Origin of the sequence: Flavobacterium sp. AJR, assembly GCF_002156885.1 — a bacterium.
GTDB lineage: Bacteria > Bacteroidota > Bacteroidia > Flavobacteriales > Flavobacteriaceae > Flavobacterium.
This window is the reverse complement of record NZ_NCWQ01000031.1, coordinates 54,542-74,703: the sequence shown is the minus strand read 5'-3', so window position 1 is coordinate 74,703 and position 20,162 is coordinate 54,542. Positions and strand designations below refer to the sequence as shown.

Below are 20,162 nucleotides of genomic sequence, written 5' to 3'. Positions count from 1 at the left end.
TCAACTCCGTCTTTTCCACTTACTTTAACCCAGTTTCCATCAGCATCTTTTATGTAAATAAAACCAGACTCTGTATCAATCCAAGTTATAGTTCCTTCTGGTGGCGAAACACCATCTTTTCCAGGAACACCAGCACCACCAGTCATTCCGTTATTCTCACCAGATATAACAATTCTATTCCATTTGTTTTCATACCAATAGTAGTACCCTGGCTTAACATCAGCAATAGTCGCTGTGTTAAAAACTAATAAACTGTTTACATTTCCAGTAACGATTGTAGTAACATCCGTACTATTCTTTAATTGGATTCTAGGAATTAATATACCCTTATCATCCGCCACAACTTCTAGTTGAGAAGAAGAATTTGGCATCGTTGTTCCAATACCAACCTGAGAATACGCAGAGTAACTCGCTAGCACAAAAAACAACGGGAGTAATTTATTCTTCATAAGATTTAATTATTATGAGTTAATTTTTTATAATTCGTATTTTTTAAAACTAATAAGTAGGCTCTACACTGCAGCAATTAATTACCTACTTACCTTATATGCTTTATATTTATGACAAAATTATAACTTAAGCCTTTTTAAGAACTACCACATAAACATCTAAAATCACCATAAAAAGTTAAAAATAACAAAACCATATAACTACCTGACATATAGATAATTACACTAAAAAATACTTTAAATAAAAAAATAAAAAAAAGGGTTCAACTTTAATTAAAAAGTCAAACCCTTTTTTACTCTAATTCAAATTTATCCGCTCTATTCTTTTATTACAATAATAAATTCTGAACGCCTATTTAATTCATGCTCTGCTTCTGAGCACTTTACACCATCACCACATTTGTTAATAAGCTGTGATTCTCCAAATCCATCACCCCAAACTCTCTCTCGAGAAATTCCACCTTCCAGAACAATATAATCTATGGTTGTTTTCGCTCTATTTTTGGATAATTTTAAATTATACTCGTCTTTACCTCTACTATCGGTATGTGACTTAACCTCTATAGAAAGACGCGGACGACTCTTCATTAAGTTAATAATTTTATCTAATTCAACCTTAGAAGACTTACGGATTGTATAACCACCATAATCAAAATAAATAGGACTTAGTTTAAGTTTATCTGTAAGATCATCACCTTCTTTAAGTATTACAACTTTATCATCAACTATAACCGCCAACTCATTAAATAAAGCTACCGGAAAATCCTTTCTTTCTCCAATTTTTAGACCATCTACAAACAATTTTTCTACCGAGTATCCATTTTTCTTAAATACAAAACTATGATTTTTTAATGGGGGCAAATCAATCAAATACTTCCCAGAAGCATCTGTAACTATAGTCTTAACAACTTCGTTAAAATCATTATAAACTGTTATTTCGACATTTTCTATAGGATTACCACTTATACTATCTTTTACTACTCCATAATAATCTGGATTAAATTTAAAAGGAAAAGCTATTGATTTAGTCTCTAAAAATCTATACAAGTCATCATCTCCAGTTCCATTTTTTCTATTAGATGAGAAAAAACCTTTTTTGGACTCACTATCAACAACATAAGCAAAATCGTCACTTCTCGAGTTTATAGGTGCACCTACGTTAACGACTACATATTTACCATCATTTCCTTTTACAGCGGCAAAAACATCTAAACCTCCTAAACCAGGATGACCATCTGAAGAAAAATATAACACCCCACTATCATCAACAAAAGGAAAAGTTTCGCGCCCGTAAGTATTTATATCCTCACCTAAAGATTCAGCTCTAGCAGCAAATCCTCCACTTTTTTTTCTATTTACTGTATATAAATCAGTATCACCCATTTTCTTTTTCCTGTTGGACACAAAAATTAACTCATCTTCATCAGAACTTAATGCTGGGTGTGCTGAGGAAGTCCCTTCTATATTTATTGGATGAGGAAGCTCTTTTAAATTACCCCATTTACCGTTTACTTTTTGTGCCTGATAAATCTTTAGGTGTACAATCGCTTTTTTATTATCTGTTTTATTTTTTATTTTATCATAAGGTACTAATCGCGTAAAATACATCGTTAAACCATCTTTTGTAAGCACAGGTGTACTTTGGTCGTATTTTGTATTAATATCTCCAGGCAATTTTCTTTCATTATACAATTTTCCAGTTTCGTCAATTTGTGCTGAATACAATTTAAGAAAAGCCTTATCATTCCAACTATGTTTACGCTTAATTAAAACTCCAGAATCCCTAGCTGTAGCAAAAATTACTTCTTTGTATTTAGGTAAATTATCATCTTTTTTTACTTCAAAACCTTCTTCTTCTCTAACAATTTCCTCCTTCTTCTCCAATAACTCCTGTTTTGTACCAAGAACCTTACGACTCTCTTTTCTCCTTGTGTCCTCGTTCTCTTTTATAGCTCTTGCCTTTTCTCTCTTTTCAAAATTAGCAACCTCAATAGCTTGTTTAATTGCTTCTTCATTAGGCACAAATGCCACTCCAAAATCCGAGAACCCAGAATTTATTCCTGCCTCAACCACCTCATCATATCTATCCGATTGTTGTGCAATGGCTCCTAAATAAGTAGCTGGATCCCATTTTTTAGCTTCTTCTTCTTTTCCTGCTTTTTCATAATAACGACTTATTACTAATAAAGCTTTGTCATCATTATCAGTTGCTTTAAGACAAACTGAATACCTGTACAAATACTCTGGCGAACTATAGGTGCCATCTTCAAACAATTTAGAATACCATTTTAAAGCATTCGGGTAATCCGAATTAAAAAAATAAGTATCACCTAAACGAGCATATACCTCTTTAGAATTATATCCTTTTTCAACCAAACGTTCATATAATTTACCTGCTTTCACAAAAGATAACTCTTCATATTTAGCATTTGCTTTTGCAAGTTCTTTATCTTTTTGTTGAGAGAAACTAACAGCACTGCTTAAACAAAGAAGCAAAACAAGTACTTTATGTATTTTTATTCCCATAATTAATTTAATTAGTTTTATTTAAAAAAATCTTGATGACATCATTCTTGACTTAGAACTACCCAAAACTTCGAATCTTAAGAAGATTTCATGAGATCCTGAGTTATAATTAGCAAGCTTTGTCGTTTCTGCATCATAAGCATACCCAACAAACAAAGAGTCTGAAACCTGGAATCCTACAATACCACTTACAGATGCACTCAAACGATAAGCAAGTCCAGCTGTAAATTTTTCATTAAACAAAAAATTTGCTGAAATATCTGTTTGTAATGGAGCTCCCTCAACAACCTTTGCAAGAAGAGAAGGCTTAAACTTTAAATTATAATTTAAATCAAAGACATATCCCGCCATTAAATAATAATGCATATGCTCTTTTACAACAAAACTTTGCGACTCGTCCTTTGCTGATTTATCAAAATGACTATTCTCTAACATATTAGGAATAGAAAGCCCAATGTAGGATTTATCCGAATGTAGGTACACTCCTGCTCCAATATTTGGTGAAAATTTATTGTCAACATTATATTGAAACCTTGGATCTGCAGGATCATAAATATTCAATTTAGAAAAATCAATATTTACTAAATTTGCCGTTCCTTTTAATCCAAAAGACAACTTATAAAATGGCGATACTTGCAGTTGATAAGATAAATCAACAGAAATGTTATTTTCTGTAGATGGACCTATACGGTCATTTATCACAGACACTCCTAACCCCATGTTTGCACTAATAGGCGAATTAATCGACAATGTATTTGTTTTTGGAGCCCCATCTAATCCTACCCATTGTGTCCTATGCAATCCTAAAACACTAATTGTTCCACGAGAACCTGCGTACGCAGGATTTATATTAATCGTGTTATACATGTATTGTGTGTACTGAGCATCTTGTTGCCCAAACATCACACTCGAATAACAGCACAACATAACTGTTATAAATAAATTTAATTTCTTCATTTTCATTCTATTTATTTAAAATATGAAACAAAATTATAACAACAGTCTTTTTCACTACTACCACATAAATTTATAAAATCATCATGAAAAGGTATATCAAGAGAAGTAATGATTATCAAAGAAAAGATTCTGTAATTTTAAAACTCTGATAACTAAAATCGGAAAAATTAATCCTATCTGAGAAGAATGACAAACTACCAAATAAAACCCAAATAGAATTTTATTATCTTTCTAAATATTCATCTTATACGTACAACAGAATTATTAAGCTCCTTAGTAACTTCTTAGCACAAACTTCTTTCTCCAAGAAAATAAGCTTATCATTTGCCACTATAAAGCAAAATAAACAAACTATAAACCTATTCGTTTTTTTGATTGTTAACACACAATTCATCACAAGCTAACACATCTATTCCATTACTTAATAAAAAAACCCGACCACTTTACATAATCGGGAAACAATAAACCTAAAAAAAATGTAAAACAATCAATCAAATATACTATTAATGATCACCTTTAAAATCATCAAAACAGAGCTATTACATGGAAGTTAAATCTATAGTACAACTTAAAAAATTAGCCAACAACTTATAAGAAATACCTTTCAGATAATAGTCAAACGAGCTATGAAATATAGATTTCTTTTTCAAAGAAAGAATCAACATCAAACTATTCCTATCAATACAACCATAATAAGAGCCTTCTGTATTATTGAGTTTTTTATTAATTAATTCAAAATGAGGCATTTTACCTGCAAAATCGTGCATAATCTTTTTATCAATAAACAAACTAAAACCAAACATTCTCTCATTAACATCTGATTCATATAACTCTTCAGCTTGATTGTTCAAAATAGACAAATCTAAATTTATAACATCTTCAGTTCCAAAATTCAAATCTTCATTCCGAGCTGGAGTATAATGCAAAATGTAAAATTCCTCTTCAGACATAAATTTCCTAATCTTTATCGGACTAGTTAGCGTATAATCTTTAAAGAGAGCTGAAACTCCATTTGTAACTTCTGCAAAATAAATATATCCCTTCCCAAGTGTTTCCGGGATAATTATTATTTTATTATCAAAAATTTTTACTCCTATTGCATTAGCGAAACTATGTTGCCATTGAGAGCTTAATGAATAGTAATGTTTTATTTCTTTCATACTTTATATTTTAAAAATATCCCAAAATATTTCGAAATTTATATAAAACTCCAAAAGTCTTTAAATAATTTATGAGATAAAATTAACATATAGACATACTAAAACAGTTCTAATTAATTTAAAAAAACAGCACAAAAGAACCAAAAACACTCTAAATAGCTAATCAATAAATATCAACTCATCCATGATAATTTACGCTATGTAAAATATAGACAACAAACATTAATCTATTTTTGCCTTAAAAACAGTATGAGGCAAGTGTCCATAATATCTTTTATAGACCAAAGAAAAATATGATGTCTTATTATATCCCAATTCATAAGCGATATCACTAATTAATTTAAAGTTTCCACTTTCTAACAACTCTTTAGCCAATATTAATTTTTCATTTTTAAAAACAGAAACAGCACTCACACCAAATATGTTTTTATATAAATTTCTAAATTTTGATGTTGACATATTTGCCTTTTCAGCTAAAAATTTTACCCCTGGAAAAGGCAATAAAAGATCCGTTAATAAATATTCATGTGCCTTCATAATAGCATTTACATCTTTTTCTAAAAATAGCCCTGTACTGGATTCATTAGAATTTAATCGCTCAACAAAATAACCGAAGAGCTTATAAGTCATACTTTTTAATAAAAACTCGAAATTCGCATCGTCCATGCTTTGCTGTTTCAAATTATATAATGCAACTTTACTCCTGCTATCTATATGTCCATAATAAAACATTTTACCGCTCTTGTCATCAAAAACATCTTTGAAATCTTGCCCCAAGAGAGCGTCTTGAAAATAATTTTTAATAAACGATTTACGAATATACAACCTCAAAGAATATACCCTCTCTCCAACCGAAGAAACATACGTGCTTTTATGATTACTATCGATAACTGCAAATCCAAGTTTTGATTTATATCCTATTTTATGTTTTATGCCATCAATAAAGTGTTTACTAAAGTTGTTACTCATATCATAATAAACAATCCAAAAATCTTCCTGAGATGGTATTCTTGTAAACCTCATAGGTTCATTTAACACTAAATCAACAATAAACACAGATACATCCTGAGAAATTTCTAAAAAATAACCAGAACCACTAGCTACTCTCTCAGGAAAATTCAATCGCTTATTATCAATTATTGTACATCCTAATCCCTCAACAAAATCTTGCTGCCATCCAGACTTTAATGATAAAGTATGTCTAAATTCTGGTATTGTAATATCCATTTGCTCTTTTTAAAATAAATTTTGATACTCTTTAGGAAAAACTCCATACATCTCATTAAATCGTTTTGCCAAATAAGAAACATTCGCATAATTTAATTTATGAGCCACTTCATTCACAGTAAACTTCCCCGTTTCCAGCAATTCTTTGGCCCTATTTAATTTATTATTATAGAAATAAGTACCTGGATTTATGCCACATATTTTAGCAAAAAGTATCTTATATTTTGAAGGTGACATAGCAACTTGCTCTGCCAAAAAATTCACTCCAGGAAAAGGACCTTCGATACTGTTTTGCAACATTGCTTTAGAAGCTATAATATTCTTTATATCTGTAGTAATTGTTTTATCAATAACAATTTTTTTAGTATTTAGTTTCTCAAGATAATTACCAATTAATCCATATACTAGCCCTTTAAAATAGATTTTATACAAGCTATTATCATAAGATATTTTTCTAAAATCATTTATCAAAATCAAGTTTTCAACTCCCATTCGATCCAAACGGATAACTGTGTTTTTTTTGCTATCAAGAACAATATCAACAATGGGAGTTATTTTGGAAAAATGTTTTTTTAAAGTACCTTTCTCAAATAAGATGCAAATAACAAATATTCTAGTTCCTTTTTTTACAATATAATCCATGTCTATAGAAGAATCAACAACAGCTAAATTGTAATTTAATTTTCCAAGTAAGGTAGTTTGATTATCCAAAATAAAATCAACATCCAAATTAGTTAGGTAAAAATACAACCCAATAAAATTATTATTATCGTTACGATATTTTAGCAATACCTCTTCTTTATAACTTGCATCAAGCAACATAGCAGTAATACCATCTTCTATCGGTAAGAAAAAATGAGTACCCTCGAACATTTCATTATCTCCTTTAATGAAATTCCCTTCAAGAGAACCTCCCTTTTCATCCGCTAATACATCAACCCAATTGAGTGATGAGTTATAGTTATATGTAACTGTTTTCATTTTAAAAATCTGATTTTATATCCCTAAATCCTCTTTAATAATCACTTTTAAATAGATTCTATATATAGTTGCTTATTAATTTATAGACAGGATGCTAACAAATTATTCAGAAACAAAATATCTTTTGTATAAATAGATTAAATTTTAAATTGATATTTTATTTAATGAGTAATCATCTATATGCTTAATTGTGAATTTTAAATTTGTAAATTCACATATATAGCTTCCTTTAATCTTTGAAATGGATTCATTAATAATCATTTTTTCATAGATTTTAAAAGCTTCATGTTCGTTAGCAGATAAGTCATGTTTGCAAGCCCAATTTCTGAGTGCATCTTTATATACTAAATATCCATTAACCATATATTGCTCATGCTCTATAAGTGGTATTATTGTTACGCTCATTATTTATCTTTACAAATTAGTCTTAGCTCACTTGTAACTTTTAACAAAATCAATACTTTGTTAATTTTTCAGTAAATAATAGTATTAAAAGTACTTTGCAAAAGTATATTACCACCGTTCTTTCTGAGTACCACACAGAACCATAAAATCAACATAAAAAGTTACACATCATAAAACAAAGGTTCACTCATGAAACAAAAAAAAGTTCCCGATTACGTGACGTAATCGGGAACCAATATCATTTGTTAAAATATAATTTAGCCCATTAAACTATTTAAGTACAGTATTGGGTAAAACACCAAAATAATCTTTATAGATAGAAGAAAAATAACTTGTTCTATTGTAACCTAACTCAAAAGCCACATCAGCTACAAATTTAAAATCACCACTTTCCAACAACTCTTTTGCTAATAATAATTTTTCATTCTTAAAAAATAGTGCGGGACTGGTACCAAATATAGTATTATATAAAGTCCTATATTTTGTAGGGGACATATTAGCACTATTTGCCAAAAATTCTATTCCTGGAAATGGAAATAAAAGATTGGATAATAAATGTTGTTGACTCAACATAACAGCAGCAATATCTTTTTCTAAATGCGACCCTGCACTGGGCATTTTAGAATTTAGTCTTTCTATTAAATAACCTAATAAAGTAAAGACTGCTCCTTTTAATATAAATTCATAATTAGAACTATTAATATTCTTTTGCTTCAAACTGTGTAATATCACTTTGCTTCGGCTATCAATATGTCCATAAAAAAACATTTTCTTTTTTTTATCATCAAAGACATCTTTAAAATCTTGTTCAAATTCGCCATCGCAAAAAAATGTTTTAATATATGATTTACGGATAAATAGTCTTAATGAATAAAACCGATCTCCAACGGTAGCCAAATAGGAGCTTCCAATCTTATTATCTACTATACCAAAATTAAGTTTTGATTTATACCCTATTTTATGATTTACATCCTCAACAATGTGCTTACTATAACTATCACTCAAATCATAATATACAATCCAAAAATCATCCTCAGAAGGCAAACGTGTAAACCGAATCGGTCTGTTTAGAACTGAGTCAATAGTAACAACAGATACATCAGGGGAAATTTCTAAAAAATAACTAGAACCACTTGCCGTTTCAGGAGAAAAATACATAGTTTGATTTACAATGGCTCCGCCCAAATAATCAACAAATTTTTGTCGCCATTCTGGGGTCAAAGAATAAATATGTTTAAACTCTGGTATTAATTCACTCATAAATAATTTTTACAATAAACTTTGATATTCCTTTGGAAAAATTCCGTATTTACTATTAAATCGTTTGGCTAAATAAGAAATATTTGCATAATTCAATTTATCCGAAACTTCACTAACTGTATATTGTCCAGTTTCGAGTAACTCTTTGGCACGTACTAATTTATTACTATAAAAAAAAGCCCCCGGACTTAATCCCGAAATTTTAGTAAATAATTTTTTATATTTCGATGGAGACATAAATGCTTGCTTCGCTAAAAATTCAACTCCAGGAAAAACTCCATCTATTGACTCCAAAAGTGTAACTTTAGATGCAATAATACTCTTTACATCATCTCCCATTACCTTGCTAATAATAAACTTTTTGGTCAATAATTGTTCCAGATAATTACCAATTAATTTATAAATTAAGCCTTTGAAATAGAGTTCAAATAATGGACTATCGTATGGTATTTTTCTAAAATCATTTATTAAAATCGAACTTTCAATATTCATACGATCCATACTTATAATTGTATTTTTTTCGACATTAAAAACATCTTTAGATAATGATTTTAATGTTGGAACTTTATCCATATACTCTTTAAGTGCGCTTTTATAAATAAAGATGCACACAACATATGTATTGACTCCAGCATCAACTACATAGTCAAAATCTAATAAACTATCCACAATTAATAAATTATAATCTTGTTTCCCTACTAAAGTGGATTCATCCTTCTGGATAAAATTTATGTCATCCTTAATAACATGAAAATACATTCCAACAAAATAATCAACTCCACTTCTATATTCCAATAAAGCACTTTCTTTATAGTTAGCATCTATTAACAAGGCTGATACTCTATTATCAAATGGCATAACAAAATGGGTACCTTCATACAACTCATTATCCCCTTTAATAAAATCTCCTTTAACAGAACCTCCCATAGCCTCGGCTAAGACATCTATCAAATTAAATTCAGCTCCATAACTATAGTTTATTGTCTTCATCTTAAAAGTTTAATATAAAAGTAATTAAATCTCTAAAAAAAACAATATTTTTTTTCACCTAAAAAGACATTAAATCAAACTATTGATAATAAATTGAAAGAGGAATTTTTAATAATAAATATCCTAAAAATCAACTATAACAACAGTACTAAATTTAGCTTTCTAACAGTACTAATTAAAGATGTCAATAAAACATTAGTGACTTATCAATTTATTTTTTTTAATTTATTAAGCAATAATCAGACATTTTTTATTACTTGTTTAATATATCCTTATATATTTTTCCATCTTTTATAATTATTTTAAAGTTGTTATCGGGGTCTTCAATCAAACGAATATTCTCAATTGGGTTACCGTCTACTACAATTAAATCTGCATAAGCTCCCTCAGATATTTCTCCTAATTTTCCTTCCTGATATGAACTCCTTTTACCACTCATTGCTAATAATTGAGCATTGTCATACGTAGCCATTTTAAGCACTTCAAAAGGGGTATACCATCTGGTCATTTTTGAAAGTTGCTTTCCTTGTTTCATCGCTAAAGAAGAATCAAATAAACAATCCGTACCCCAAGCTGTTTTAATCTTGTATTTTTTTGCAAGTTTATAAGCATTATCTGTTCCTTGTGTCATTTCCAGTTGCTTTTTTCTATTACTGGATCCCGCAGGAAAAGGAATTGCTTCTTCATCATCTAAAAAAGGTTGTAAACTCCACCAAATACCTTTATCGGCCATTAATTTTGCTGTTTCATCATCAGCTAACTGCCCATGATCAATACATTTTACTCCCGCTTTTATAGCCGTTTTTATAGCTTGTGGGGTATAAGCATGAACTGTAACATAAGTTCCCCAATTTTCAGCAGCTACTACAGCAGCTTTAAATTCGGCTTCTGTATACTGAGTAACATCCAATGGATCATAATTAGAAGCAACCCCACCTCCAGCCATCAATTTTAATTGTGTAGCACCTTGACGTAATTGTTCACGACTACGGAGTAATACCTGATCTTCACCATCGGCAATGGCAGCCATCCCGTTCAATTCAGGATAAGATAATTCTCCTGTTTTTCTAGGAACATCCGTAGGCATCCCAAAATCACCATGCCCACCAGTTTGAGATATAAAAGCACCACTCGCAAAAATTCGAGGACCAATAACCAAGCCTTCATCAATCGCTTTATGCAATACTAAAGCACCTCCTCCTAAATCTCTAACTGTAGTAAATCCTCTCAACAATTGTTTTTCTGAACAATGTGCAGCAAACAATGCCAAATAAGCAAATTCAGAAGTCATTGCTTTTGCTTGTGAGATAGACTCAATCATCATATGTGAATGTGCATCAATTAAACCCGGAATAACATATTTTCCCTGGCCGTCAATGATCTTAGTTGCCCCACTTTTATCTGTTGCTATAGGTTGCTCAGAAATAATTTTAATTAAATTATTCTCTATCAAGATGTTCCCTTTCTTAATTTTGTTATCCTTCCCATTGAAAATATTAACATTATTAATCAAAATTTTTGAAGTTTGTACCTTGTTTTGTGCATTTGCAAAAAACACTACAGCAATTAATAAAGAACTTAAGATTTTTTTCATATTTAATAGAATTAAAATATTGTTTAGAAATTTAAAGACAAATCTAAAATAATAATTATTTAACATATTTGATAAAACAACTTAATGAAATTTTCATTCTCAAACTTGTAGTTTTTTTAACAGAAATATTTAAATAATTTTAAGATATAAATAATTGTATTTCAGTTGTTTGGTATTTATTTTTAAAATAAATGAAAAATATTTTATTTAATATGTCCAATTCTGAAAGTTCGATTGTTATTAGGGTATAACAATTAAAAATTTAAACAAAATGGAATCAAGAATTAACATTCAGGAAAAAGGACAAAGCGCATTAAAACCACTTTTTGGAATTGGGGCATATTTAAAAAAATCGGCAGTAGAAGAAATGCTATTGGAATTGGTTTACTTTAGAGTATCACAAATTAATGGTTGTGCTTATTGTCTGGATATGCATTCTAAAGATTTGCGTGCCAAAGGAGAAACAGAGCAACGTATATATGGTTTGAGTGCTTGGCGTGAGACTCCGTATTATACTGAGAGAGAAAGAGCAGCACTGGCCTGGGCGGAAGCATTAACAAAATGCGAAGTGCCAGATTCAGTTTACAACGAAGTAAAAAGTCAATTTTCAGATGAAGATTTAATCGATTTAACGATGGCAATTACAACAATCAATACATGGAATCGTATTAATCTTGCATTTCCATATGGAGTAGGTACCTATCAAGTTGGACAATTTGGAGGTTAATTAAACGATTCAATAATAGTAAAATAATAAGAAATGGAAGAATTTGTATTGATATTTAGAAGAGATAGCATAACCAAAGAAATTCAGCCTTCGCCAGAAGAAATGCAATCATCAATTAAATTATGGCAAGATTGGTTAGGCGGAATCGCTGCTCAGGATAAATTGGCTAGACCTCTACAACGCTGGGATGGTGAAGGTAGAGTTGTGAAGCAAAATAATAATGTAACTAATGGACCTTTTGTGGAAATTAAAGAAGCAATAGGTGGTTTAATTATGATTAAAGTAGCTAATTATGACGAGGCAGTAGAAGTTGCCAAAGGTTGCCCAATCCTTTTATGGGGCGGAAATGTAGAAATTCGTATGGCTGTTGTTTTTGAAGGCCATTAATTAAAAATTAAAAATGCTTTTGTGTTTTATAAAAGCATCAGGATTTGATTTTATGGAAGACAATCAGCTTTTGCCACATTTATTTAGAACAGAGTATCGAAAAATAGTTTCGGTACTCTGTTATTTATTTGGGATTAATCATATCGAAATTGCGGAAGATATTGTGAGTGATACATTTCTTTCGGCTACCGAATTGTGGAGTTTAAAAGGAATTCCCGAAAACCCGACTGCTTGGCTTTATACGGTTGCCAAAAATAAAACCAAGAATTATTTAAAACGTGATGCTCTTTTCGAGCAAAAACTTTCGGTAGAGATAAAACATAATGCTCCCAAAGCCGAAGAAATCGAGATAGATTTATCTAGCAAAAATATTATAGATAGTCAGCTTGCTATGATTTTTACGGTTTGTGATCCTTGTATTTCGTCTGAATCGCAGGTTGCGCTTGCGCTAAATTTGCTTTGTGGTTTTGGAATCCAAGAGATTGCCGATGCTTTTTTGACTAATAAAGAGGTTATTTATAAACGTATAAATCGAGCGAAAGACAAGCTAAAAACAGAGCAAATAAAAATTGAACAACCCTCTTTAAATGAGATTGATAAAAGATTAGATACTGTTTTAACAACGATATATCTATTGTTTTCTGAAGGGTATTATTCGACTTCCCAGAATACGATTTTGCGTAAAGACCTTTGTATCGAAGCAATGCGATTGTGTTATTTGCTTATCGAAAACGAAGGGACCAATAAACCAGCGGTAAATGCTTTATTTGCGTTGATGTGTTTTCATTCTTCGAGATTTGAAGCTAGAATGAACGAAAATGACGAAACGATTTTATATGAAGATCAGGATGAAACTCTCTGGAACAAAGAATTAATAAATAAAGGAGAAGAGTATTTAAGTAAATCCTCAACTGGAAATAAAATATCAAAATATCATCTTGAGGCAGGAATAGGGTATTGGCATACTCATAAAGAAGACACAGCCGAAAAATGGGAGAATATTCTGCAATTATATAATAGTTTATTGATTCTGGAATATTCGCCAATTGCAGCTTTAAACAGAACTTATGCTTTGGCAAAAACTAATGGAAAAGCAGTAGCGATACAAGAAGCAGAAAAATTAAATCTCTTAGATAATCATTTTTACTATTCGTTATTAGGTAATCTATACACAGATATCGATAATGAGAAAGCGTTGCAACATTTTAAAACAGCTTTAAAACTAGCCAACACAACAGCAGATAAATCGACAATTATTAAAAATATAGATAGACTTATTATTTCAGAATAATAATAAAATTAAATAGGGTTCCGCTTTAATTAAAGTGGAACCCTATTATTTTTAAATATACACGATTTTACTCTTCGTTCTTTTTTTCTAAATGTTCTTCAGGATTGTCTATTCCTTTTAAATATGTTGGTAAATTTAATCCTGCCATATTAAACAAGTCGTTTAAGGGAGGAACAGTTTTCATCATTCCTGAAACAAAGTTCGCGGTAGATGAATTACCGTTTTCATTTTGTCCGTTGCCAGAATCCCAAACAGTAATTTTATCAATTTTAATATTTTTAACAGCCTCAACTTGTATTCTTACTAGTTCTGGTAGTTTTTCTAATAACAGTAATTGGAATGCTTTACTTGGATCTCCACCAGCTGCAGCCACAACTTCTTTGTAACCTTCTGCTTGTTTCGTTAAAATCTCAAAAAGTCCTTTTGCTTCAGCTTCCATTTTAGCAAAAATCGCATCTGCTTCTCCTTTTGCATTTTCTCTTATCGTTTCTGCAGCAGCTTGTGCTTCTATAATGGCTCTTTGTTTAGCAATTTCAGCAGGAATTACAATGTTTGCAATTTGTGTAGAGCGTTCTCTTTCTGAACGTGCTAATTCGGCTATTTGTTCTGCTACATAAGATTCTTCCAGAGCTTTTGCTTGTTGTACTTTTTCGGCAGTAATTGCAATACGTAGTGATTCTGCTTCTTTTTCTCTACGAAGTGCTTCTGAATTTGCAATAGCAATTCTTGCTTGGTTTTCTCCCTCTATAGCAATCGCATTAGCTTCGGATGTTTTTACTCTGGTATCTCTGTCTGCTTCTGCTTTTCCGATGGTTTCATCTTTTGCAGCAGTTGCAATACTAATTTCTCTGTCTTTTTGGGTAATAGCAATCTTTACATCTCTATCTCTGTGAGTTTCGGCTATTTGAGTGTCTTTTTCTCTGTCAGCTAGTGCTTTCCCTGTTTCTCCTATTTTTTCTTGTTCAGCGACACTAATTTTGGCTTCGTTAATTGCTTTTGCGGCAGCTTCTTTTCCTAATGCTTCAATATAACCCGATTCATCTTTAATGTCGGTAACGTTTACGTTGATTAATTTTAAACCGATTTTTTTCAGTTCACTATCAACGTTTTTAGAAATATTATCAAGGAATTTATCACGGTCAGAGTTAATTTCTTCAATAGTCATTGTTGCAATTACCAAACGTAATTGACCAAACAAAATATCTTTGGCTAATTCCTGAATTTGTTCAGATGATAATCCTAAAAGTCTTTCTGCAGCAGTATTCATACTATCAGATTCAGTAGAAATAGCAATTGTAAAACGACAAGGAACATCTACTCTAATGTTCTGGCGGCTTAAAGCATTTGTTAAGTTTGCCTCGATTGATAAAGGCTTTAAATCTAAGAATGCATAGTCTTGAATTACTGGCCAGATAAAAGCACCTCCACCGTGAACACATTTTGCTGATGTACCTCCAGTACGCCCGTAAATGACTAATATTTTGTCAGATGGACAACGTTTGTATCTCGATACTAATGCTGAGATTGTTGCAAATAAAACTACAGCTGCAACGACTATGATTATCATTGGTGTCATCATGTTTATTAAATTAAATTGTTTCTACTATTAGAATATTATCGTTTTCTATTTTTACGACTTTTACGACTGCACCAGATGCAATTGTATTCTTTTCGGTCATTGCTTCTAATTCGTGAAACGCACCATTTACACTAATCATAATTTTACCTTTTCCTTTCTTACTTTCGGGAATGATCAAATAAACTTCGGCAGTTTTGTTTAATGTATTTATGATTTTAAAAGAATTGTCTTCGGCTAATTTTTGTAGTTGTTTGATAATTATGAAAAACAAAAAGACAAACACAATTCCGACCAATAGAGCTAAAATGACAATTAAAGTTTTATTAGGTACGGTTGCATAAAAGGAAATTCCTGTCCAGCTAAAACCTAAGAGAAAATTAATTAAATTCCTCAAAGAGAATAAATGAAACTGTTCGTCAGTACCTCCTAAATCAGTATCAAAATCAGCATCAAGCCCATGAAAGGAGTCAGCACCAATAAATGATAGAATAGTTTGAATAATAAAAATTACACTTGTAGGTATAGCAACAAACCAAAAGGCGCGGAGCAAAGGATCTAAGTTCTCTAACATTTCCATAATTGTGATTCTTTTTAGCTAAAAAAGCCTTTAGCTTCTTTATAAATAGATAGCATTTTGTATTTGCTATAAATTTTTTGCAAAAGTAGAGCTAGTTTAAATCAGCAAGGACCACAATAAGGTTTTAAAGTAAAAGAATAAGTTTGAATATATGTTAGTGATTTTTAGAGTATTACAAAAAAAAAGAAAACCCTTGTAAAAACTAATTTACAAGGGTTTATTATTTTATTTTGTGGAGAATACCGGATTCGAACCGGTCACCTCTTGCCTGCCAGGCAAGCACTCTAGCCAAATGAGCTAATCCCCCAAAGTGATTGCAAATAAAGTCAATTAATTATCAAAAAACAAATTTCAAATAGTATCGACTGAAAATATTCTTCAAAACCGTAACTTTACAATAAAAACAACAATATGAGTTCAGAAAATCAAAATGGTTTACTTCATACCATAATCCAAAATAAAATAGCAACTATTGAGTTTGGTCATCCGGCTAGTAATTCTTTTCCTAGAACTTTGCTTAATAAACTAACTAAGGAAATTGATAATTTGAGTAAAGATAAGTCTGTAACAGTTATTATTTTAAGAAGTGAGGGAAGTGGCGCTTTTTGTGCAGGAGCTTCTTTTGATGAACTTTTAGCAGTTGAAAATGAAGAACAGGGAATCGAGTTTTTCTTAGGATTTGCACATCTTATCAATGCTATGCGCAATTGTTCTAAAATAATTATAGGGCGTATTCAGGGCAAAGTTGTTGGAGGTGGAGTTGGTATTGCTGCTGCTTGTGATTATGCTTTTGCAACGCAAGACAGTTCTGTTAAACTTTCTGAACTTGCAATAGGGATTGGACCTTTTGTTATAGAACCAGCTGTTTCTAGAAAAATAGGGAAAACGGCAATGACTGAGATGACTCTTGCTGCTCACGAATGGAAATCGGCAATTTGGGCAAACCATAAAGGTCTTTTTGCCAAAGTGCTTGAAAATGAACTAGAGTTGGACGAAGAATTATCTCATTTTGCTTTAAAATTAGCAAGTTATAATCCTGATGCATTGGTTGAGATGAAGAAAGTTATTTGGGAAGGAACAGAAAATTGGGATTCATTACTTTCTGAACGCGCTCGTATTTCAGGAAAATTAGTTTTGTCTGATTTTACAAAGAAAGCCTTGGCACAATTTAAAAATTAATAAATATGAATATTGTTTTATTCGCTCTTAAAGTGGACGTTGCAGAGAAAATCAAGTCTGCTCCCGATGCCAGTTATCAAATAGGAGTAGTTATAGGTTCCTTTATTCCGTTTGTGATTTTAGTAGGAGTTGCCTATTGGATGTATAGTAGAGCCAAAAAAAGAGAAAAAAACGGTTTTTAATTTTGTAAATTTGCAATCTAAAATACAACTCGATGAGTAATATCAGAATTACAAAACAATTTAGTTTCGAAACAGGACATGCGCTTTACGGATATGATGGAAAATGTAAAAATGTTCACGGACATAGTTATAAACTGTCTGTAACAGTTATTGGTTCTCCAATTACAGACCGTGATAATGTAAAGCATGGAATGGTAATTGATTTTTCGGATCTAAAGAAAATTGTAAAAGAAGAAATCGTTGATCAGTTTGATCATGCTACCGTTTTTAATGAAACGACACCACATATAGAATTAGCAAAGGAATTAAAAAACCGTGGACATCACGTAATTTTGGTTGATTATCAGCCAACAAGTGAAAATATGGTTGTTGATTTTTCTGAAAGAATTATCAAAAGATTGCCAACAAATATCTCTCTTTTCTCTTTAAAACTTCAAGAAACTGAATCATCATTTGCTGAATGGTACGCAAGCGATAATTTGTAATCGAAATCTATTTTCATGCAATTACCCAATAATAAAAAAGTATATTTTGCTTCCGATCAACATTTTGGAGCACCAACACCTGAGTTAAGTTTTCCCCGCGAACAAAAATTTGTTGCGTGGCTTGATGAGGTAAAAAAAGATGCTGAAGCAATTTTTTTATTAGGTGATTTATTCGATTTTTGGTTCGAGTATAAAACTGTTGTGCCAAAAGGATTTATTCGTGTTTTGGGTAAATTGGCAGAAATTCGTGATAGCGGAATCCCAGTATATTTCTTTGTAGGGAACCATGATTTATGGATGAGTGACTATTTTCAGACTGAACTTAATATTCCTGTTTATCATGATAATGCAGAATTTACTTTTGGAGGTAAAACATTCCTGATTGGTCATGGCGACGGAAAAGGTCCTGGAGATAAAGGATATAAAAGAATGAAAAAAGTCTTTACAAATCCGTTCTCAAAATGGATTTTTCGTTGGCTCCACCCAGATGTTGGTGTAAAATTAGCACAATATTTATCTGTAAAAAATAAATTGATTTCTGGCGACGAAGACGTGAAATTCTTAGGTGAAGAAAACGAATGGTTGGTATTGTATGCTAAACGTAAACTAGAAACCAAACATTATAATTACTTTGTTTTTGGTCACCGTCATTTGCCTATGATTATTTCTGTAGGTGAGGATTCTAATTATGTTAACCTAGGAGATTGGATAGGATATTTTACCTACGGTGTTTTCGACGGTGAAACTTTTGAACTAAAAGAATTCGGGAAATAATTGCCTTGTTCGTTTAACTACTTAAGTTTGATTATAACAAGTATTCAAAAGTTTATATTCTCTTAAATTGTTTAAGTAGATTGGGTAAGAGTGAACCATTTAAGTTATGTAAGTTCATTTAATGCAAGTATTCTAAATCTTATATTTTCTTAAATGACTTATATGTTTAAAGCTACCTAATAATTACTTTTTCTTAGTCGGGTAAATAGCAATTTTATGTGTTCTTAACATATAGTTGGAGTCTTTGGATGCTTTAGAAAGTCGGAAGCTAATTACTCCCGATGGTTTTTTCGGCATATGGCATTCTATGCAATTATCTTTTAGTAAGTTATCGGAGATTGTTTTAATTGTTGTCGTATTGTGTTTTACCGTGTTATGGCAACTCATACATATTTTTGAGTATGTAGCTAAGTTTTTTGTTGCATTTTCATGTGGATTATGACAAGAAATACAATCCATGGTTTCGCTTTTTGTAAAACATTTACTTTGTAGTAATAACTTAAATTGGTTCCCGTGCACATCAAAATCGGTTGTGTCGGTTGGGCTATGCGAACTTCTAAAATACTCCGAAAGATTGTCTCCGGGTTTAAAGTCAAATCTGGATTTTATTTTCATTCCGTCATTTCCAGAATGACATAATGCACAAGCGTCTAATTTTTGTTGTCTGGATAATGATTTATAGGTAACAATGTTTTTTGCAACTTTTAAGTCTGGAAATTTCAAGTGTTGGTTAGCATGTTCTTTGGCAGGTCCGTGGCAACGCTCACAATCAATACCATAAACGATTGTTTTTTTATTAATCACATCTTCTACATCCATAGACAGAAAGTTCTTGTCTTTAGAGTTTTGATCTACATTTCTGCTGCTTATATTAGAGCTATGGCATGCGTAACAATCTTTGACCACCTTTCGGTCAAAATAAGGTTTTTCAGCCGAAAACCCTGGACTTGTTGCCCAACTATGAACAGATGTATAATAGGAAAGAGGCAATTCGTATGTGTTGTTATTGCGCCAGAATACGGAAGTTTGAGCGTGTTTGGTTCCAAAAACTATTTCGAGTTTGCGGGCTTCAACTTCTTTTCCGTTTTTGTATAAAACCTGATAAAGACTATCATTTCGTTCTTCCATGACCATCTTGGTGTTTTTATCGTAAACAAAAACATGGTCTCCAGAACTAAAATTACCTAAAACATTCCCCTTTATAGCTGCTGCGGTTGCTTTATAGTGTGAACTTTGTATTGCTTTTTGATATACGGCTTGATGACATTGTATGCAGCTTTCGGAGCCTGCATAATCGGTTCCGCGGGGATCAATATATTCATCGGATTTATTGCTGCAGTTAGATAATAAAACAACTAAAAATAAAAGGATAAAAAGCGTACTGGTATTTTTCATTAATGTAAATATACTTTTTTTTGAATAAAATCAAAAT

The 20,162-nt window shown here is 31.3% G+C and carries 19 protein-coding genes, 1 tRNA gene and 1 pseudogene; 7 read left to right on the top strand and 14 right to left on the bottom strand.

Annotated elements, in window-relative coordinates; genetic code table 11:
* The 10 genes and pseudogenes from B8T70_RS09990 to B8T70_RS09945 form a co-directional block, all read right to left on the bottom strand.
* Positions 1-449, bottom strand: a pseudogene (locus tag B8T70_RS09990) (hypothetical protein); the annotation flags it as partial.
* Between the two features lie 318 nt (positions 450-767).
* The gene (locus B8T70_RS09985; RefSeq protein WP_039116502.1) at positions 768-2,975 is read right to left on the bottom strand and encodes an OmpA family protein; all 2,208 of its coding nucleotides are present in this window, start codon (positions 2,973-2,975) and stop codon (positions 768-770) included.
* A gap of 21 nt (positions 2,976-2,996) precedes the next feature.
* Positions 2,997-3,932, bottom strand: a complete 936-nt coding sequence (locus tag B8T70_RS09980) for a type IX secretion system membrane protein PorP/SprF (protein WP_304529088.1) — start codon at positions 3,930-3,932, stop codon at positions 2,997-2,999.
* Positions 3,933-4,471: 539 nt separating this feature from the next.
* Positions 4,472-5,092, bottom strand: a complete 621-nt coding sequence (locus B8T70_RS09975) for a hypothetical protein (RefSeq protein WP_039116503.1) — start codon at positions 5,090-5,092, stop codon at positions 4,472-4,474.
* 222 nt (positions 5,093-5,314) lie between these two features.
* On the bottom strand, positions 5,315-6,319 hold the full coding sequence (locus B8T70_RS09970) for a helix-turn-helix transcriptional regulator (RefSeq protein WP_086894744.1): 1,005 nt from the start codon (positions 6,317-6,319) through the stop codon (positions 5,315-5,317).
* 9 nt (positions 6,320-6,328) lie between these two features.
* A complete protein-coding gene (locus B8T70_RS09965) occupies positions 6,329-7,300 on the bottom strand; it encodes a helix-turn-helix transcriptional regulator (protein ID WP_052259586.1) in 972 nt (323 codons plus the stop codon).
* 144 nt (positions 7,301-7,444) lie between these two features.
* Entirely contained in the window at positions 7,445-7,705 is a 261-nt protein-coding gene (locus tag B8T70_RS09960; RefSeq protein ID WP_086894743.1) for a hypothetical protein, read from the bottom strand.
* Between the two features lie 270 nt (positions 7,706-7,975).
* Positions 7,976-8,965 carry a helix-turn-helix domain-containing protein gene (locus B8T70_RS09955; RefSeq protein WP_039116507.1) on the bottom strand — a complete coding sequence of 330 codons (990 nt, stop codon included), beginning with the start codon at positions 8,963-8,965 and terminating at the stop codon, positions 7,976-7,978.
* Positions 8,966-8,974: 9 nt separating this feature from the next.
* Entirely contained in the window at positions 8,975-9,955 is a 981-nt protein-coding gene (locus B8T70_RS09950) for a helix-turn-helix transcriptional regulator (RefSeq protein WP_039116509.1), read from the bottom strand.
* A gap of 253 nt (positions 9,956-10,208) precedes the next feature.
* Entirely contained in the window at positions 10,209-11,549 is a 1,341-nt protein-coding gene (locus B8T70_RS09945) for an amidohydrolase family protein (RefSeq protein ID WP_039116527.1), read from the bottom strand.
* Between the two features lie 271 nt (positions 11,550-11,820).
* Between B8T70_RS09945 and B8T70_RS09940 the strand changes: the two genes are divergently transcribed.
* From B8T70_RS09940 to B8T70_RS09930, 3 genes are read left to right on the top strand one after another with little or no spacing between them, the layout of a single operon-like run.
* Complete coding sequence (locus B8T70_RS09940; protein ID WP_039115462.1) at positions 11,821-12,276, top strand: carboxymuconolactone decarboxylase family protein; 456 nt, start codon at positions 11,821-11,823, stop codon at positions 12,274-12,276.
* A gap of 33 nt (positions 12,277-12,309) precedes the next feature.
* On the top strand, positions 12,310-12,663 hold the full coding sequence (locus B8T70_RS09935; protein ID WP_035617460.1) for a YciI family protein: 354 nt from the start codon (positions 12,310-12,312) through the stop codon (positions 12,661-12,663).
* 52 nt (positions 12,664-12,715) lie between these two features.
* Positions 12,716-13,954, top strand: coding sequence for an RNA polymerase sigma factor (locus B8T70_RS09930; RefSeq protein WP_086894747.1), 1,239 nt, complete (start codon positions 12,716-12,718; stop codon positions 13,952-13,954).
* 67 nt (positions 13,955-14,021) lie between these two features.
* On the opposite strand, the gene B8T70_RS09925 is transcribed toward B8T70_RS09930, so the two are convergent.
* The 3 genes from B8T70_RS09925 to B8T70_RS09915 all read right to left on the bottom strand — a co-directional run bounded on the left by B8T70_RS09925 (position 14,022) and on the right by B8T70_RS09915 (position 16,417).
* On the bottom strand, positions 14,022-15,530 hold the full coding sequence (locus tag B8T70_RS09925; RefSeq protein WP_207621525.1) for a flotillin family protein: 1,509 nt from the start codon (positions 15,528-15,530) through the stop codon (positions 14,022-14,024).
* A 13-nt stretch (positions 15,531-15,543) separates the two neighbouring features.
* The gene (locus tag B8T70_RS09920; protein WP_207621523.1) at positions 15,544-16,110 is read right to left on the bottom strand and encodes an NfeD family protein; all 567 of its coding nucleotides are present in this window, start codon (positions 16,108-16,110) and stop codon (positions 15,544-15,546) included.
* Between the two features lie 233 nt (positions 16,111-16,343).
* Positions 16,344-16,417 (bottom strand) — tRNA-Ala (locus B8T70_RS09915).
* A gap of 104 nt (positions 16,418-16,521) precedes the next feature.
* Between B8T70_RS09915 and B8T70_RS09910 the strand changes: the two genes are divergently transcribed.
* Genes B8T70_RS09910 through B8T70_RS09900 form a run of 4 tightly spaced genes read left to right on the top strand, consistent with a single transcriptional unit; the run spans position 16,522 to position 18,730 of the window.
* Complete coding sequence (locus B8T70_RS09910; RefSeq protein ID WP_086894740.1) at positions 16,522-17,289, top strand: enoyl-CoA hydratase/isomerase family protein; 768 nt, start codon at positions 16,522-16,524, stop codon at positions 17,287-17,289.
* A 5-nt stretch (positions 17,290-17,294) separates the two neighbouring features.
* The gene (locus B8T70_RS23785; RefSeq protein ID WP_165572296.1) at positions 17,295-17,471 is read left to right on the top strand and encodes a hypothetical protein; all 177 of its coding nucleotides are present in this window, start codon (positions 17,295-17,297) and stop codon (positions 17,469-17,471) included.
* A gap of 32 nt (positions 17,472-17,503) precedes the next feature.
* Positions 17,504-17,956: a 6-carboxytetrahydropterin synthase gene (locus B8T70_RS09905; protein ID WP_039115454.1), complete on the top strand. Its 453-nt coding sequence runs from the start codon at positions 17,504-17,506 to the stop codon at positions 17,954-17,956.
* A gap of 15 nt (positions 17,957-17,971) precedes the next feature.
* On the top strand, positions 17,972-18,730 hold the full coding sequence (locus B8T70_RS09900) for a UDP-2,3-diacylglucosamine diphosphatase (protein ID WP_039115452.1): 759 nt from the start codon (positions 17,972-17,974) through the stop codon (positions 18,728-18,730).
* 183 nt (positions 18,731-18,913) lie between these two features.
* On the opposite strand, the gene B8T70_RS09895 is transcribed toward B8T70_RS09900, so the two are convergent.
* Positions 18,914-20,125: a cytochrome c3 family protein gene (locus B8T70_RS09895; RefSeq protein WP_086894739.1), complete on the bottom strand. Its 1,212-nt coding sequence runs from the start codon at positions 20,123-20,125 to the stop codon at positions 18,914-18,916.
* Positions 20,126-20,162 lie beyond the last annotated feature (37 nt).